The 17,053-nt window shown below is 40.1% G+C and carries 18 protein-coding genes and 1 tRNA gene; 14 read left to right on the top strand and 5 right to left on the bottom strand.

Annotated elements, in window-relative coordinates; translation table 11 throughout:
* Positions 1 to 23 precede the first annotated feature (23 nt).
* The 3 genes from argB (at position 24) to argH (ending at position 3,334) form a co-directional block, all read left to right on the top strand.
* Positions 24 to 818, top strand: a complete 795-nt coding sequence (gene argB / locus AC0N32_RS10960) for an acetylglutamate kinase (RefSeq protein WP_476393899.1) — start codon at positions 24 to 26, stop codon at positions 816 to 818.
* Entirely contained in the window at positions 793 to 1,875 is a 1,083-nt protein-coding gene (locus AC0N32_RS10955) for a M20 family metallo-hydrolase (protein WP_476393898.1), read from the top strand. Before argB ends, AC0N32_RS10955 begins: the two co-directional genes overlap by 26 nt.
* 154 nt (positions 1,876 to 2,029) lie before the next feature.
* A complete protein-coding gene (gene argH / locus AC0N32_RS10950; protein ID WP_476393897.1) occupies positions 2,030 to 3,334 on the top strand; it encodes an argininosuccinate lyase in 1,305 nt (434 codons plus the stop codon).
* A 204-nt stretch (positions 3,335 to 3,538) separates the two neighbouring features.
* On the opposite strand, the gene AC0N32_RS10945 is transcribed toward argH, so the two are convergent.
* Positions 3,539 to 4,000, bottom strand: a complete 462-nt coding sequence (locus tag AC0N32_RS10945) for an Lrp/AsnC family transcriptional regulator (protein WP_476393896.1) — start codon at positions 3,998 to 4,000, stop codon at positions 3,539 to 3,541.
* Positions 4,001 to 4,244: 244 nt separating this feature from the next.
* Here AC0N32_RS10945 and AC0N32_RS10940 point away from each other — a divergent pair, with 244 nt between their 5' ends.
* The 4 genes from AC0N32_RS10940 to carB all read left to right on the top strand — a co-directional run bounded on the left by AC0N32_RS10940 (position 4,245) and on the right by carB (position 10,015).
* Positions 4,245 to 5,135: an aspartate carbamoyltransferase catalytic subunit gene (locus tag AC0N32_RS10940; protein WP_476393895.1), complete on the top strand. Its 891-nt coding sequence runs from the start codon at positions 4,245 to 4,247 to the stop codon at positions 5,133 to 5,135.
* A gap of 178 nt (positions 5,136 to 5,313) precedes the next feature.
* Positions 5,314 to 6,387, top strand: a complete 1,074-nt coding sequence (locus tag AC0N32_RS10935; protein WP_476393894.1) for a carbamoyl phosphate synthase small subunit — start codon at positions 5,314 to 5,316, stop codon at positions 6,385 to 6,387.
* A gap of 31 nt (positions 6,388 to 6,418) precedes the next feature.
* The gene (locus AC0N32_RS10930; RefSeq protein WP_476393893.1) at positions 6,419 to 6,772 is read left to right on the top strand and encodes a four helix bundle protein; all 354 of its coding nucleotides are present in this window, start codon (positions 6,419 to 6,421) and stop codon (positions 6,770 to 6,772) included.
* A gap of 60 nt (positions 6,773 to 6,832) precedes the next feature.
* Entirely contained in the window at positions 6,833 to 10,015 is a 3,183-nt protein-coding gene (carB, locus tag AC0N32_RS10925) for a carbamoyl-phosphate synthase large subunit (RefSeq protein ID WP_476393892.1), read from the top strand.
* A gap of 50 nt (positions 10,016 to 10,065) precedes the next feature.
* Here the strand turns inward: carB and AC0N32_RS10920 are convergent, their stop codons facing one another.
* Together AC0N32_RS10920 and AC0N32_RS10915 are read right to left on the bottom strand one after the other, a co-directional pair.
* Positions 10,066 to 10,359: a type II toxin-antitoxin system RelE/ParE family toxin gene (locus tag AC0N32_RS10920; RefSeq protein WP_476393891.1), complete on the bottom strand. Its 294-nt coding sequence runs from the start codon at positions 10,357 to 10,359 to the stop codon at positions 10,066 to 10,068.
* Positions 10,349 to 10,603, bottom strand: coding sequence for a hypothetical protein (locus AC0N32_RS10915; protein ID WP_476393890.1), 255 nt, complete (start codon positions 10,601 to 10,603; stop codon positions 10,349 to 10,351). The genes AC0N32_RS10920 and AC0N32_RS10915 overlap by 11 nt, the downstream gene beginning before the upstream one ends.
* Positions 10,604 to 10,914: 311 nt before the next feature.
* Between AC0N32_RS10915 and AC0N32_RS10910 the strand changes: the two genes are divergently transcribed.
* Genes AC0N32_RS10910 through AC0N32_RS10895 form a run of 4 tightly spaced genes read left to right on the top strand, consistent with a single transcriptional unit; the run spans position 10,915 to position 12,653 of the window.
* Positions 10,915 to 11,520, top strand: a complete 606-nt coding sequence (locus AC0N32_RS10910; RefSeq protein ID WP_476393889.1) for a DUF2911 domain-containing protein — start codon at positions 10,915 to 10,917, stop codon at positions 11,518 to 11,520.
* Positions 11,521 to 11,523: 3 nt separating this feature from the next.
* On the top strand, positions 11,524 to 12,057 hold the full coding sequence (locus AC0N32_RS10905) for a GNAT family N-acetyltransferase (protein WP_476393888.1): 534 nt from the start codon (positions 11,524 to 11,526) through the stop codon (positions 12,055 to 12,057).
* A complete protein-coding gene (locus AC0N32_RS10900; RefSeq protein WP_476393887.1) occupies positions 12,044 to 12,415 on the top strand; it encodes a cupin domain-containing protein in 372 nt (123 codons plus the stop codon). The genes AC0N32_RS10905 and AC0N32_RS10900 overlap by 14 nt, the downstream gene beginning before the upstream one ends.
* Positions 12,416 to 12,440: 25 nt before the next feature.
* A complete protein-coding gene (locus AC0N32_RS10895) occupies positions 12,441 to 12,653 on the top strand; it encodes a hypothetical protein (RefSeq protein WP_476393886.1) in 213 nt (70 codons plus the stop codon).
* Positions 12,654 to 12,765: 112 nt separating this feature from the next.
* Here the strand turns inward: AC0N32_RS10895 and AC0N32_RS10890 are convergent, their stop codons facing one another.
* Together AC0N32_RS10890 and AC0N32_RS10885 are read right to left on the bottom strand one after the other, a co-directional pair.
* Positions 12,766 to 13,509, bottom strand: coding sequence for a dienelactone hydrolase family protein (locus AC0N32_RS10890; RefSeq protein WP_476393885.1), 744 nt, complete (start codon positions 13,507 to 13,509; stop codon positions 12,766 to 12,768).
* Between the two features lie 345 nt (positions 13,510 to 13,854).
* The gene (locus tag AC0N32_RS10885; RefSeq protein WP_476393884.1) at positions 13,855 to 14,283 is read right to left on the bottom strand and encodes a type I restriction enzyme HsdR N-terminal domain-containing protein; all 429 of its coding nucleotides are present in this window, start codon (positions 14,281 to 14,283) and stop codon (positions 13,855 to 13,857) included.
* A gap of 7 nt (positions 14,284 to 14,290) precedes the next feature.
* On the opposite strand from AC0N32_RS10885, the gene holA reads away from it, so the two are divergent.
* The 3 genes from holA to AC0N32_RS10870 all read left to right on the top strand — a co-directional run bounded on the left by holA (position 14,291) and on the right by AC0N32_RS10870 (position 16,952).
* A complete protein-coding gene (gene holA, locus AC0N32_RS10880; RefSeq protein WP_476393883.1) occupies positions 14,291 to 15,328 on the top strand; it encodes a DNA polymerase III subunit delta in 1,038 nt (345 codons plus the stop codon).
* A 365-nt stretch (positions 15,329 to 15,693) separates the two neighbouring features.
* Positions 15,694 to 16,635, top strand: coding sequence for a thioredoxin-disulfide reductase (trxB, locus tag AC0N32_RS10875; RefSeq protein WP_476393882.1), 942 nt, complete (start codon positions 15,694 to 15,696; stop codon positions 16,633 to 16,635).
* A 229-nt stretch (positions 16,636 to 16,864) separates the two neighbouring features.
* A tRNA-Ser gene (locus AC0N32_RS10870) sits at positions 16,865 to 16,952 on the top strand.
* The last annotated feature ends 101 nt before the right edge of the window (positions 16,953 to 17,053 follow it).

Raw genomic sequence — 17,053 nt, 5'->3', positions numbered from 1 at the left:
TGGGGTTTTAAAAAAGGATAAAGATGAAAGAAAAATTATACATCATAAAAATTGGCGGCGCATTAATCGATGACGAAGAACTGCTGGATCAGTTCCTGGATCAGTTTTCTGCGATTCCGGAAAAAAAGATCCTGGTTCATGGCGGCGGAAAACTGGCTACAACTTTGGCGGATAAATTGGGAATAGAGCAGAAGCTTGTCAACGGACGGAGAATCACGGATAAAGAAACGCTGGATATTGTCGCGATGGTTTACGCGGGAGGAATTAATAAAAATATTGTGGCAAAGCTCCAGCAAAGAAAATGTAAAGCGATAGGTTTTTCCGGGGCCGATGCCAATTTAATCAAAGCTAAAAAAAGGGAGCATGCAGAAATTGATTTCGGATTTGTAGGAGATATTACCGAAGAAAGTGTAAATAAAAAGCTGATTTCTAAAATGTTAAAACTGAAGCTGGTTCCCGTTTTTTCAGCCATTACCCATGATAAAAAGGGCCATTTGTTTAATACCAATGCTGATACCATCGCAGCGGTGATTGCCCAGTCTTTATCCTTGAAATATGATGTTGAATTGCTGTATTGCTTTGATAAACAAGGTGTTTTGGAAGATGTGAATGACCCGGAATCGCTCATCAAAAATATTTCTGAAGAAGATTTTTCTGCTTTAAAAGATGAAGGGAAACTTCATAGGGGAATTCTTCCCAAGCTTGAAAATGCTTTGGGAGCCGTAAAAAATAAAGTCAATAAAGTGTTTTTAATCAAAGAAACCGAACTGAAAAACCATATAGAAAACCATCATGCAGGAACTGAAATCTGTCTATAGTAAAGAAGAATTACTCAATAACGCAGTAGATTTGCTGAAAAAGCTGATTGAAATTCCGTCGTTCAGCAAAGATGAGTTCAATACGTCGGTGGAAATTGAAAATTTTTTCAAAAAACATCATATTCCGACCAAACGTTTTAAAAACAATATCTGGGCAGTAAACAAAAATTTCGATGTCTTCAAACCTTCGATTTTACTGAATACGCATCACGACACCGTAAAACCGAATAAAGCATATTCGTTGGATCCTTTTTTACCTATAGAAAAAGATGGGAAACTGTTTGGGCTGGGCAGTAATGATGCGGGAGCTTCGTTGGTTTCAATGGCGCAGGTTTTTCTGCATTTTTATGATCGGGAAAATTTGAAATATAATCTCATCATTGCTTTGACGGGAGAAGAGGAAATTTCAGGGTTTGACGGAATTGAAGCCTTATTCCCGCAATTGCCTAATATTGAACTTGCTATTGTAGGTGAACCCACCCAGATGAATCTCGCGATTGCCGAGAAAGGTCTGCTGGTTATTGATGGTGAAATGAAAGGTACGCCTTCTCATGCCGCACATCCCAATGATGACCATTCGATTGTAAAGTGCATGGAAGATCTGCAGCATATCTTAAGCTTTAAATTTCCAAAGGTTTCGGATCATTTAGGTGAGGTTAAGATTACTTTATCGAGAATTCATGCCGGCGTTCAGCATAATGTGGTTCCGGAATCGTGTGCTTTTACGTTGGACGTAAGAGTTACCGATGCCTATTCCAATAAAGAAGTCTTCGAAATTATTCAGTCGCAGATGACATCAACCCTTACGGCAAGGTCTTTCAGGTTAAATTCTTCAAAAATTGAAATAAGCCATCCGTTTGTACAGGCGGGTCTGGAAATCGGAAGGACGGCTTACGGCTCACCCACGTCGTCCGATCAGGCTATTATTCCGTGTACATCGGTGAAGCTCGGTCCCGGCGACAGCAGGCGTTCCCATACGGCAGATGAATTTATTTTCATTGAAGAAATCAGGGAAGGAATTGAGGTGTATATTAAAATTCTGGAAATGGTATTGTAGGTTGAAAACGGGATGATGGGTGCTGGAAGTAAATCATGCCTGCAGACAAGCTTTTTTCTTAAAAACAACAAATTTACAATGAAATGAAGATATGGCAGTTAGTAGTAAACTTCCGGCATCCTGCTTCCATCTTCCATCAAAATAAAAAGAACTTATGAAAAAAATATGGCAAAAAGACGATAATGCCACCAATATATTAGTCAATACATTTACAGTCGGGAAAGATCTTGATTTTGATGAGCGGCTGGCAAAATACGATGTCAAAGGTTCGATGGCGCACTGTAAAATGTTGGCAGAAGTCGGAATTATTTCCGATGAAGAATCTAAACAGATGCTGTCTGTTTTGGCGGAAATTTTAAGTGATATTGAAGAGGGAAGTTTTGAAATTGATAAACATGCCGAAGACATCCATTCGCAGGTGGAATCTCTTTTAATTGAGAGATTAGGTGATACCGGCAAGAAAATCCACACGGCGCGATCCAGAAACGATCAGGTTTTATTGGATATTAAATTATATCTCCTCGATGAAATCCGTGAAATTACGGCTCTTACCGACGGATTTTTTCAGATACTCATCAGACTTGCGGAGCAGCATAAAAACGTCCTGTTGCCCGGCTATACTCATTTGCAGATTGCCATGCCTTCCTCATTTGGACTGTGGTTTGGAGCTTATGCCGAAGCATTGCTGGATGATGTCGAAATGTTGTTTTCAGTCAAAAATATCATCAATAAAAACCCGTTAGGTTCAGCTGCCGGATATGGATCATCGTTCCCGATTGATCGTGAGAGCACGACTTATAATTTAGGCTTTAACTCGATGAATTACAATTCGGTGTATGCCCAGATGACCCGTGGGAAATCGGAGAAAATGCTGTCGATGGCCATGGCAACTCTGGCAGGAACGTTAAGTAAATTTTCGTATGATGTTTGTTTATATTTAAGTCAGAACTTTGACTTTATCAGTTTTCCTAAAGCCTTTACGACGGGAAGCAGCATTATGCCCCACAAAAAAAATCCCGATATTTTCGAGTTGGTGCGTGCGCGTTGCAACAGAATCCAGTCGTTGCCGAATGAGTTTATTTTGTTGACCAATAATCTTCCTTCGGGTTACCACCGGGATATGCAGCTCACCAAGGAGATTCTTTTCCCAGCCATCGATTCATTGAAAGAATGTCTGGAAATTTTAAATTATACCTTGCCGAATATTCAGGTGAAAGACGGAATTCTGGACAATGAAAAGTACAAATACCTGTTCAGCGTGGAAAAAATCAATGAAGAGGTAAAAAACGGAAGTTCTTTCCGCGATGCTTATGTTAAAGTTGGACAGGAGATTGAAAATAATCAGTTTGATTTCGAGATAAAAGATTTACACCACACTCACCAGGGAAGCATTGGGAATCTTTGCCTGGATAAGATTGAATATCAGTTTAATAAGGTGAAAAGTAAATTGTTGGGTTAAAATATTGCGAAGGCCTGAAATTAACGTATATTTCTTTAACACAAAGATTTATTTCGCCGGTAAATAGACTAAGTGAGAAAAGATTGAATCAGCAAACTGATTGATGAAGCATACGTTTTAGCATAATCTTCATCAGTGGCTATGCCGCATTGCTTTACTCTCTTATGATTTTGCGCTGTTTTAATAAAAACCTTACGTTTAAATTTAATCCAGATCAATTTTAAACTTCGTGGATTTCTTCACCTCATGAAGCACGATAGAACTGTGATATTGCCCGATATTCGGAATATTTGAAATGACATTCACCGTAAATTCATTGTAAGAATTGATGTCTTTTGCAATAATTTTCAGCATATAATCATACTCGCCGGAAAGACTGATGATTTCCTGTACTTCATCGTGTTGCATGATGTTTTTTTCAAACGTTTCCAATACTTTTTTGGATTGTTCTTTCAGTCTCACATTGCAGTAAACGACAATATTTAAACCCAGTTTTTCACGGTTCAGCAGTCCGACGTATTTTTCAATAATCCCGTTCTTCTCGAGCTGCTTGATGCGTTCGTAGGTCGGCGTAAAAGTGAGACCGATCTTTTCTGAGATTTCTTTTACAGAATAGGTTGAGTCTTCCTGAATAATACTGAGAATCATTTTGTCTTTTAAATCCATATACTATAAATATTGAATGGTAACAAAAATAGTATTTAAAAATTAAAATCTTTAAAAATCAGGCTTTTTTAATATTAATGAATTTTGATTTTGCAGGTTTGTGAAATTGTTGTATCTTTGCATCTAATGAATAACACAGTATTTATATCATTAGAATTACCGGGCGATAGCGCCCTTTACGATATTTATTTATTTTAAGCGAAGATATTTTCTTCGCTTTTTTTTTGTAAAAAATTAAAATATTATGTTTACGATTACAGAACTAAGCACCGAGAGAATCAACAGGATAGTAACAGAAGCTTTGGCCTTTGCCAATGGGAAGACCGCTAAAATTGAAGGAGAAGTTTTTTGCTCGAATCTTTTTTTTGAAGACAGCACAAGAACTAAAACAAGTTTTGATATTGCAGAAAGAAAACTGGGTTTGCAGGTCGTGCCTTTTGACGCCTCAAATTCTTCAGTAAACAAAGGAGAAAGCCTATACGATACGGTGAAAACTATTGAAAGCCTGGGGGTAAACCTGGTCGTGATCAGAGATAAGAAAGACAGATATTTTGATGAATTAAAAGAGATAAAAATCCCTGTAATCAACGGTGGAGACGGTACAGGAAACCATCCGTCACAATGCATGCTTGATCTCATGACCATCTATCAGGAGTTCGGAAAATTTGAAGGCCTGAAAGTAGGGATCGTAGGCGATGTAAAACACAGCAGGGTGGCCAATTCCAATGCCGAAGCGCTAAGAAGATTAGGCGCCAAGGTATATTTCTCAGGGCCTGAACAATGGTTCGATGAAGGAGCGCTGATCAACGGAACCTATTTGAGTGTTGATGAAATGATTCACGAAGTTGATGTTCTGATGCTCCTGAGAATCCAGCACGAAAGACACGATGCCAAAATGAGTTTCTCCGCTTCCGAATACCACAAAAAATACGGATTGACCAAAGCCAGGGAAAAAGCCATGAAAAAGGAAGCCATCATCATGCACCCTGCGCCCATCAACAGAGGAGTGGAAATTGATACGGATCTCGTAGAATGCGAACGCTCAAGAGTTTTCAAGCAAATGCAGAATGGCGTTTTCGCAAGAATGGCAATTTTAAAAGAGGCCCTGGAGAAAGAAGGGTATGCTTTTAAATAAGAGCCAGGTAAAAAGATAAAAGTAAAAAGTTTGATGTGCCCTGAATCGATGATTTGGCAACATTAAATCTCCATCGCAAAATTCCCCTCCTCCGGAAGGGTGGCAAAATTCAAAGAATTTTGACGGGGTGGTTTAAAAGAAATTAAAAGAATAAAATAATAAGAGATAAAAGTTTAAAATGAAGAAAAAGTTAATACTGGAGTCCGGTGAAGTATTTCATGGAGAAGGTTTCGGAGCAGAACTGGAAACTGCCGGAGAAGTGGTTTTCAATACCGGGATGACAGGGTATCAGGAACTGATTTCCGACCCGTCTTATTGCGGTCAGATTGTGTGTATGACCTATCCGCTTATCGGAAACTATGGCATTAATAGAGATGATTATGAGAGTATTGAGCCGGCAATCAAAGGACTTATCGTAAAAGAACTTTGTGATCTGCCATCTAATTTCCGTACTCAGATTACTTTAGATGAATTATTTAAAAGAAAAAACCTTTCAGGAATTTCAGGAATCGACACCAGAAGATTAACCAGAATTCTTCGTAACCACGGGGTGGTAAAAGGAAAAATCGTAAACGCTGATGCTGATGAAAGCACAGTGGTTTCTGAATTAAAATCAACCAATTTCCCGACCAACCAGGTGGAGCAGGTATCCACAAAAACCCCTTACGCCAACCCGGGTAGAGGTTTGAAAGTCGTCTTGGTGGATTTTGGTTCCAAATTGGGAATCATCAGGGAATTATCCCAAAGAAACTGCGATATTACCGTAGTTTCACAGGATGTAACCGCAGAAGAAATTTTACTGATGAACCCGGACGGGGTAATGTTATCCAACGGTCCCGGCGACCCGGAAGATAATCAGCAGGCTTTAGAAATGATTAACGGAATCTTAGGAAAAGTTCCCATTTTCGGGATCTGTTTAGGACACCAATTGATAGGTCTGGCTTGCGGTGCCAAAACATTCAAATTAAAATTCGGACACAGAGGCGGAAATCACCCGGTGTTGGATTTAGAGAAAAACAAAGTGGCCATAACCTCCCAGAACCACGGGTACGCCGTAGATCAGGAAAGTTTAAAAAGCACAGATTTAATTGAAACGCACATTGCTTTGAACGACCGTACCAACGAAGGTCTGAAACACAAAATTCACCCTTGCTTCTCCGTGCAATATCACCCGGAAGCAAGCCCTGGTCCGGAGGATGCGAATTATCTGTTTGATGATTTCATTGAAATGATGGAGAATTTTAAAAAGTAATAGATTTCAGATATTAGATAACAGACTTATCATGCACAATTTTGAGAAATTACTTTTCTGGCAAAAATCAATACAACTTGCAAAAGAAGTTTATATTATTTGTGCAGATTTGCCAAAAGATGAAAAATTTGGTTTGATTTCTCAAATTAAAAGGTCAGTTATTTCAATTCCTTCTAATATTGCGGAAGGTGCTGGAAGAAATAATAACAGAGAGTTTTATCATTTTCTAGGAATTGCAAATGCTTCCTCTTTTGAACTACAAACTCAATTAATTCTTACAAGGGAATTAAATTTATTAAATGCAGAAAAAGTCAATAGTTTAATATTAAATCTGAATGAAATTCAACGAATGATTCACACGTTTAAATCTAATCTTAAAAAGTAAATACAACGCTGGAAGTCTAGAATCTGAAATCTGACATCTAGTATCTAATTAAAAATTAAAATGGCAAAACGTACAGATATAAAAACAATTTTAGTAATCGGTTCAGGTCCCATCATCATCGGTCAGGCGGCGGAATTTGATTACGCAGGGACGCAGGCTTGTCTGTCTTTGAGAGAAGAAGGTTACAAGGTAATTTTGATTAATTCAAATCCGGCTACGATTATGACGGATGTGGAAATCGCGGACAAAGTATACATCGAACCGATTTCCCTTCAGTTTGTAAGTCACATCATCAGAAAGGAACGTCCGGACGCGTTATTACCGACACTTGGAGGACAAACCGGACTGAACATGGCGGTAGAACTTGAAAAATCAGGAATTCTTGAAGAATGTAAGGTTGAGGTTTTGGGAACCAAGCTTTCAGCCATCAACAGAGCGGAAGACAGAGATCTGTTCCGTGAACTGATGAGAGAACTCAATGAGCCGGTTCCGGAATCGGATATCGTAAACACGGTAGAAGGTGCATTAAGTTTTGCTGACAGAATCGGATATCCTGTGATCGTTCGTCCTGCCTTCACGATGGGCGGAACAGGAGGCGGTATCGCTTCCAACGAGGCTGAGTTAAAGGAAATCGCCGAATTAGGATTAAAACACAGCCCGGTAACGCAGTGTCTGATCGAAAAATCCATCGCCGGATTCAAAGAAATCGAATATGAGGTGATGCGTGACGCCAACGACAACGCCATCGTGGTTTGCAACATGGAAAACATCGACCCGGTTGGAGTTCATACCGGAGATTCAATCGTTGTGGCGCCTTCGCAGACACTTTCCGACAGAGAATACCAATTGTTGAGAAATGCTTCATTAAAAATCATCAGAGCATTGGGAATCGAAGGGGGATGTAACGTGCAGCTTGCCTTAGACCCACACTCATTCAATTATTATATCATCGAGGTGAACCCGAGGGTTTCCCGTTCATCAGCTTTAGCATCAAAAGCAACCGGTTATCCGATTGCAAAAATTGCGGCTAAAATCGCTGTAGGATTAACGCTTGATGAGATCATGAACCCGGTTACCGGAAAGACCTACGCTTGTTTTGAGCCGGCGCTGGATTATGTGGTCACCAAATTTCCGAGATTCCCGTTCGATAAATTTGAAACGGCGGACAGAAGATTATCAACACAGATGAAAGCCACGGGAGAAGTAATGGCCATCGGAAGAAACTTCGAAGAATCTTTACAGAAAGCCATCCGTTCTTTAGAAACCGGAATCAGACATATCGGTTTAAAAACCAAACAGGCAGAGGCTTTAACGGCGGAAGAAATCGAAAGAAGAATCAGGGTTTGCGACGACGAAAGATTGTTCATCATCGGAGACGCTTTGAGAAGAGGGTACGATTGGGAACAGATTGTAGAATGGAGTAAAATTGATAAATTCTTCATCTGGAAAATCAAAAAGCTGATTGATTTCGAAAAAACGATTGCCGAAAATAAATTCAACAAAGAAATTCTGATTGAAGCTAAAAAATTAGGCTTTGCAGATTTAAATATTGCTCATCTGTGGGACGTTTCACAGCGTGAAGTTTTCAATTTCAGAAAAGAAAACGATATGATGCCGGTATACAAAATGGTGGATACCTGCGCTGCGGAATTTGAATCTGAAACGCCATATTTCTACGGTACTTACGAAGAAGAAAACGAAAGTGTGGTTTCAGATAAAGAAAAAATCATTGTTCTGGGTTCCGGTCCGATCAGAATTGGACAGGGGGTTGAGTTTGATTATGCGACCGTACACTCGGTTTGGGCCATCAAGGAAATGGGGTATGAAGCGATCATCATCAATAATAACCCTGAAACGGTCTCTACGGATTTCTCGATTTCGGATAAATTATACTTCGAACCTCTGGCGGAAGAAGATGTAATGAATATTATCGAGCTTGAAAAACCGAAAGGGGTTGTCGTGCAGTTCGGGGGTCAGACGGCGATCAACTTAGCCGACAAACTGGCCGCTCATGGCGTTCAGATTCTAGGGACTTCCCTGGAGGATCTTGACAGAGCGGAGAATAGGGATAAGTTTGAAAAAGCGCTTCAGGAAATGCAGATCCCTCAGCCTTTAGGAAAAACATCTACCTCAAAAGAAGAAGCGATAAAAATTGCCAATGAAATCGGGTATCCGGTATTGGTTCGTCCAAGCTACGTTTTAGGAGGAAGAGCCATGGAAATCGTATATACGGAAACGGAACTCGCCCACTACATGGAAAATGCAGTAGAAGCCAGCCCTGAACATCCGGTTTTAGTGGACAAATACATGGTGGGCAAAGAGGTTGAAATCGATGCCATCTGTGATGGGGAAACAGTAATTATTCCGGGAATTATGGAGCATATTGAGAGAGCGGGAGTTCACTCGGGAGACTCGATCGCGGTATATCCTCCACAGAATATTTCACAAAAGGAAATAGAAACTTTGGTAGATTACACGAAGAGACTGGCAAAAGGACTGAATGTAATCGGATTAATGAACATCCAATACGTTCTTTTTGAAGGAAATGTATATGTGATTGAGGTAAACCCGCGGTCATCTAGAACAGTTCCTTTCTTATCTAAAATCACCGAAGTTCCGATGGCAAACCTGGCTACGAAAGCCATTTTAGGTCAGAAACTGAGAGATTTAGGCTACGAAAGCGGCCTGGTTCCGAATAAAGAAGGCGTTTTCGTAAAAGTTCCGGTGTTCTCTTTCTCTAAACTAACGAAAGTAGACATCTCTTTAGGCCCTGAAATGAAGTCCACCGGAGAAGTAATGGGTAAAGACACGACTTTAGAAAAAGCCCTTTACAAAGGATTGGTAGCGGCAGGAAGAAAAGTTCCGATGCATGGTTCCATTTTGTTCACTGTAGCGGATAAGCACAAGCAGGAAGCCGCTGATCTGGCAGAAAGATTCCATGAAGTGGGATTCAGGATCTGGGCAACGGAAGGAACGGCTAAATTCTTCGAAGAAAAAGGCATCCCTTGCAAAATCGGATACAAAATCGGCGAAGAAAGCGTAAACCTGATCGACCTGATCCAGAAAGGAAAAGTGCAGTATGTGGTCAATACTATGACGAAAGGAAAGCAGTCTGAAAGAGACGGGTTCCAGATCAGAAGAATGAGTGTGGAAAACGGTGTTCCCTGCTTAACTTCCATGGATACGGTAGAAGCCATCCTGAAAGTGATCGAAAGCATGAGCTTTAAGATGGAGACGATGTAGTTTTCAGATTAATATAAAACAAAAGCGGGAGATTTTTTCTTCCGCTTTTTTTATGGATACTTTTCGGTGTTTTGGGAAGTGTGGAATACTCTGTAGATTCTGATGATTCGTTTTTCCTTTTCAATTTTGTAGATGATAATATAAGGAAATGTCTTCATTGAGAATCCATGAAAATCATTATAAATTTTTTGAAAATGGCGAATAAAAATCAAAGATTTTTCCGCTTCAAGAAGTTTTTTGTAGAATGATTTTGCAACTCTTCTGGATGCATTTTCAAGATAATAATCAATCGCATTATTAACATCAGTTTCAGCCTGATATGTATATTCGATCTTAAAATCCATATTTTTCTTTTGTCCTTTTATGAAATTCTTCCAGAGGCATAAAATCTTCATCTGTGAGATTTTCCATAGTATCCAGTTCTTGTTTTTGCTGTTCCGTGAGTTGATAATTGGTGTTATGCTCCAGCCAGTTTTTTTCTTTTTTATTTTCCAGAATTCCATCCAGATATCCCAAAACCTGTTTCAGAATTTCCTCTGATTGATTTTGTAATTTTTCATTAATGATATTTAAAGTCTTGGAAGTCATTATACTTATTTTTTATCAAAGTTAATAAAAAACCGATGAAATTAAATATGTGTTAATTAAGAATAGATAGTTCTTCACTAGACAAATCGTAAGCGAAAAAGGATTTACCGGAAATAAAAACTTAATGAAAGCCAACGAAAATAAAGCCGAAAAAGTGTTTCGGTATATCAAAATTGAAGTGCTTCAAAAATGGGGAAGAAGTAAGTTATTAATTTTAGGGATTAATTTCATCGGTCTTTTTTAACAAAATTTATCAGATTCCGAAAAAGATTTTTGTACTCAATTTCGTATTTTTAAGCAAAATTTTAAAAGTGAAAAAATTACTATTTGCCATTTGCATATCAGCTTCAGTGTTCGGTTTTGCTCAGGATTATTCGGTGCCGGCGGCAAGTCCGCGCCAAAAGGTGGAGCAGCAGTTTTCGATGTCTAAAATCACCATTGATTACGGAAGACCGGGAGTAAAAGGACGTAAAATCTTCGGGGAATTGGTACCTTACGGACAGGTTTGGAGAGCGGGAGCCAACTCCTCAACGAAAATCACTTTCGGACAGTCGGTGAATTTCGGGGGCAAAGTAGTACCTGCCGGAACTTACGGATTATTCATCGTTCCTACTGAAAAAGAATGGAAAGTGATCTTAAATAAAGATTTCCAGCAATGGGGAGCATATACCTACGATCCGAAGCAGGATGTGGTAGATGTGATGGTTCCGGTGAACAAGCTTGCCGATAAGCAGGAATGGTTTGAAATTACCCTCAACCCGACAGGAGAAAATTCTGCAAATCTTGTCTTGAAATGGGATATGGCCCAGGCGGAAGTGGCTTTGAAACCATCCAGCCCGGAAGCGGTAAATAAAATTGCAGATAAGCTCAAAGAAATTAAAAAAATAGAAGCAGACGCTGCAAAAACAAAAAGCTAAAAAATGAAATTTTCTGTTCAGACGATCTTGGAAAATGAAAAATATCAGTTAATCCCCTTGCTGCAAGGGGATTTTGAGTCTTTGTACGAAGTGGCTTCCGACCCGGAAGTCTGGCAGCAGCATCCCAACAGAGACCGGTACAAAAGGGAAGTCTTCGAAAACTTTTTTAAAGGTGCCCTGGAAAGCAAAGGCGCTTTTAAAATAACCGATAAAGCGAACGGCGAAGTTCTCGGAAGTACCCGTTTCTATGATTATGATGAAGCAAACAGCAGTATTTTCATCGGCTACACCTTTTACGGCACTAAGTTCTGGGGTAAAAAGATCAATCCGCAGATCAAAAAGCTGATGCTGGAATATATATATCAATTTGTCGATACCGTGTATTTCCATGTGGGAAAAGACAATATCCGCTCTCGAATCGCTATGGAAAGACTGGGCGCAGAAAATCTGGGCGAACATGAGGTGGCGTACTTCGGGGAACCCTCCAGAACCAATATTGTATACCAAATCCAAAAAATAATTTATGAAAAAATTTAAAATCCAACAGACGCCGTTTGTCGTTCCTACCACCGACGGCAAGCTGATTGAAGAACACTGGGGAAACTCCACCGGGAATTCAGAGATTTCCATTGCTCACATGATTGCGCCTGCAGGATGGAGCGAACCGCATCAGACTCCTGAGTTTGGTGAATTTACTTTGATTATTTCAGGAAAAAAACAGTTTGACATCGACGGGGAAACTGTTGTTCTTGAAAAAGGGCAAAGTATCTTCATTGAGAAGGGAGCAAGAATCCGTTACAGCAACCCCTTTCCGGAAGAATGCGAATATGTGTCTATCTGTCTGCCTGCTTTTTCGGCCGAATCGGTACATCGGGAAGAAGAAGGCGTTGATTAATTATGGCAACACAAATATGTCCGAAATGCCATATGGATTCCTTCACATGGTTTCCATAGATGACGAGATTTCCGAATTTACTATTTGGGGATGTTTCCATTGCGGCTATGAAGCAACGGAAAACGAAGCCGAAGAATGCATCTGCGAAAAATGCTGGAAAAAGACAAAAACCAAATTAAAAGATCACGAAACGGAATATTGGTGGTGCTTTACCTGCAATGAAACTTTTCAGCAGTGAAGTTCCATTTAAAACACTCTTAGCTTCGAAATCCTCTCTTTTAAAAATGAAGCAGTGTAACAATTATGAAATTTCACCTATTGTTACACTGTTATACTTATTTATTGTTAGATTATTTAAGAATTTCTTTCAGGAACATCAGCGTGTGATTCCAGGCTCTTTTGGCCATCACAGGATTGTAATCCGGAGATTTCGGATCCGTAAACGTATGCTTGGAATGGGCATAGGTGATGATCTGCCAGTCGGCATTACCGTCGTTCATTTCTTTGATCAGGTTGTTGTAATCTTCCGGCGTTACGCTTTGGTCATCTGCAGGATTTTCCACCAGGATCTTTGTCGAAATCGGTCCGTTCGGTCTCGACTGGTCTTTTCCGATGCTTCCGTGAATGGAAACAACACCCACTACCGGCAGTTTACCTCTGGCGGATTCAAGAGCACCCGTCCCTCCGAAACAGTAGCCGATCACCGCAATCCGGTCCGGAATCGCTCCGTTTTTCTTCAGCTGGTCCAAAGCAAGCGTGATCCTCTTCTGGTAAGCTTCATAATTTTTCTTGTAGTAACCGGAGTTTTTGGCTGCCGTATCCATATTGGTCGGAATATTCCCTTCTCCATAAATATCCGCAATAAAAGCAACGTATCCCTGTTTTTCAAGTTCAGCCGCGGCGGTCTTTGCTTCATCGTCAATGCCTTTCCAAGCAGGTAGGATCAGTACTCCCGGAAGCTTTTTTCCTGCATTTGAGGTAACCAGTCCGTTTAATTTCTGGGAACCATCCTGGTACGGAATAGGTTTAAGATTCTGGCCGAATAATGTAGCGGAGGCAAACAATGCCGCGCTGAGTAAGATAGATTGTGTCATAAAATAGAGTTTTTTGGAGCTGTTTCCCGCTTTCTGTTGCAATCTTTTTTTGCAAAAAAGGATTTCCACGGCAATCGGGGCTATGCAGTCTCATCAGTACAAAAACCGTGCTTCATTTGCGGCCTGAGACTTATAAATTTTATACTCATATGGTATGAACTCAAAATAGAAGCCGGGCTAAAAAGCTGTAAGCCGGATGCTGGAAGTGTCATCGATCAACTTATTGCTGAATAGTCTTAAATACAGACTCCCAATCAAGCCCTTAAAGGAAGATTTAAATCATAATCGTTGTTGCCGGATGAGAAAAAAACACGATCCGCATCAAATCCTGGGACAAAAGATATATCAAGCCCGATAAAATACATACTCCCCATTCTCATAAGAAGCCCGGATATGCTGCAGCCCGTTTGTTAAGACAATCTCTTCCGCACCGACGATCGAATTGTAGCGTGCCGTCTGCTCAAAGGTTTTCTCCGTCAGCTTAACCTGCGGTGCCTTGCATTCAATTAAAATTTTGGGCTGTGCTTTTTCAGTGATCAGAAGATCGATTCTTTTGGTCAAACCATTAAGAACAATCTTTTTTTCGGTGATCAGGGCGGAGGTGGAGTAGGATTTCACCGTCAGGTAATAATGGACCCAGTGCTGCCGAACCCATTCTTCAGGAGTAAGCAAAAGATAGGTTTTACGAACAAGATCATAAATAAAAAACTTATCTTTGTCTTTCTTGAATTTAAAATCAAAAGTTTCCTGAAAGTTCAGTTTTGGAAGTTCCATTTATAAGATGAAAGAATTAGATTTAATCCTCAAAAATATTAAAAATAAAGAAGTATTACCGATTTATTTTTTTCACGGAGAAGAACCCTACTTTATCGATCTGGCTGTCAAAGCCCTTGAACACGATTTTTTAACGGAAGATGAAAAAGCATTCAACCAGACGGTCGTTTACGGGAAAGATACTTCATATCAGGAAATCCTTTCACTGGCCCGGCAATTTCCGATGATGGGCGATAAGCAGGTTATTATTGTGAAGGAAGCGCAGGATCTCAGGCTTGCGGAAAGCGAAACCAATGCTCTGGAAACCTACGTTCAGAATCCGGTTCCTTCTACCGTTTTGGTCTTCGCGCACAAGCACAAAAAGCTAGACAGCCGTAAAAAGGTAACCAAATCCCTGGAAAAGACCGGGGCTTTATTCCTGAGCGAATCCATTAAAGAATCACAGCTCCCGAAATGGATTGCCGATGAGTGCATCAAACTGAGCATTAAAACAGCCCCGAATATTTCCCATCTGCTCGCGGAATATTTAGGAAATGACCTCTCAAGAATCGCCAACGAACTGAATAAACTCAAAATCATCCTTAAACCGGGCGAACTGCTGGACGGGAAAATCGTGGAAGATCATATCGGGATCAGTAAAGAGTATAATGTTTTTGAACTTCAGAAAGCTTTGGGAACCAAAAATGCCAATGCCGCTTTTAAAATTGCCCATTTTATGGGAAAAAATCCTAAAAATAATCCTTTTGTCATGATGCTGGCCAGTTTGTACAATTACTTTTCCAATGTCATTATTTACAATACGATGGCCGGGCAGCCTCCACAGATGATCGCCGCACAGATGGGGGTAAATCCTTATTTTATTAAAGATTATGCAGAATCGGCAAGGCTTTATCCTCTGAAACATGCTACACGGGTGATTTCAATTCTGCGCGAATTCGATATGAAAGGAAAAGGCCTCGGTGCCGTCAACATGAGCGAAGCGGAACTGATCAAAGAACTGGTGTATAAAATCATTAATGTCGACAAGATTAAGATGAAGGTGTGAAGGGTGAAGGGTGATAGTGAATAGTGAATAGTGAATTCGCTGCGCTTGTCAATTTTAAAAGGATGAAAATTCTCTGTTATTGACAAACCGCCAAACCTTAACCGGAAATTCCCCTCCTCTGGAGGGGTGGCAGAAATTCAGAAAGAATTTTTGACGGGGTGGTTTTGAGAAAGTGAATCGTGAATGATTAATTCGCTGCGCTCGTCAATTTTAGCAGCATGAAAATTCACAATTCACAATTCACCATTCACAATTGACCATTCACATATTAGATATTGACAAGTATCATTAAAATAACTTTAATTACATATTAAAAATTACGAACTTAGCGGACGTAAATTTTAAATCCTTTTGAAAAGCAAATTATGGAGCAAAACATTTTAGATTGTGTGATCGTCGGATCCGGGCCTTCCGGCTTTACAGCAGCTATTTATGCAGCAAGAGCAGATCTGAAACCTGAACTGTATACAGGTTTGGAGCCGGGCGGACAATTAACCACCACCACGGAAGTAGACAACTTCCCGGGATATCCGGAGGGAATTACAGGTCCTGAAATGATGATGGATTTACAGAAACAGGCAGAGCGATTCGATACAAAAGTGCATTACGAAATGATCACAAAGGTCGAATTTTCCAAAGAAGTTGGCGGAGTTCACAAATTATATGCAGGCAATAAAGAAATTTTTGCCAGAACAGTCATTATTTCTACAGGTGCTACGGCAAAATATCTGGGTCTTGATGATGAAAAAAAATATGCAGGAGGAGGAGTTTCCGCATGTGCTACCTGTGATGGCTTTTTCTATAAAGGAAAAGATGTCGTGGTCGTAGGGGCAGGAGATACCGCTGCTGAAGAGGCTACTTACCTTGCCAAGCTGTGTAGAAAAGTAACCATGCTGGTAAGAAAGGATGTCTTCAGAGCATCGAAAGCCATGATTCACAGGGTACATAATACGCCGAACATTGAAGTTAAATTTCATCACGAACTGATTGCTATTGAAGGGGAAAATAATTTGGTTGAAAGAGCAGTGGTGATCAATAATCAGACTCAGGAAACCTCTGCGATTGATGTCGACGGAATCTTTATTGCAATCGGTCATAAGCCCAATACAGACATTTTCGTAGGTCAGATTGATCTAGATGAAAACGGATATATCCTGACTGAAAAAGGGTCGGCGAGAACCAATCTTCCTGGCGTTTTTGCAGCCGGAGATGTTCAGGATCATATTTATAGACAAGCCATCACAGCAGCAGGAAGCGGGTGTATGGCTGCCATGGATGCTGAGAAATACCTGGCCGAGTTACATTAAATGAATTAAATCTAAAAAAACGCATTTCTCAGAAGTGCGTTTTTTTTATGGTTAATCTTGTGTAAAGCCTTATTTGGGCGGTGCTAATAAAAACAAGGGTTAAAAAATAATCGATCTGATTTCTAGCAGCTTATTAATTTTTGTTAAAATTTATTCTTAAATATTTTGGCAATACATAAAAACGTTCTATATTTGCACCACTGAAAACGACGGTATCACCGGAGTTCAGGGAGAGTTGGCAGAGTGGTCGATTGCGGCAGTCTTGAAAACTGTTGACTGTAACAGGTCCGGGGGTTCGAATCCCTCACTCTCCGCCAGGTTAGAAACCAAAATAAGCTAAAACGCTGTAAACATCAATGTTTACAGCGTTTTTTGTTTTAGCGCAGTATCAAAAAAAACTAAAATAGGTCACGATTTA

It is taken from the genome of Chryseobacterium endophyticum, assembly GCF_056333165.1.
Note: the sequence above shows the minus strand (reverse complement) of the source record. Positions and strands in the feature narration are given on the sequence as shown.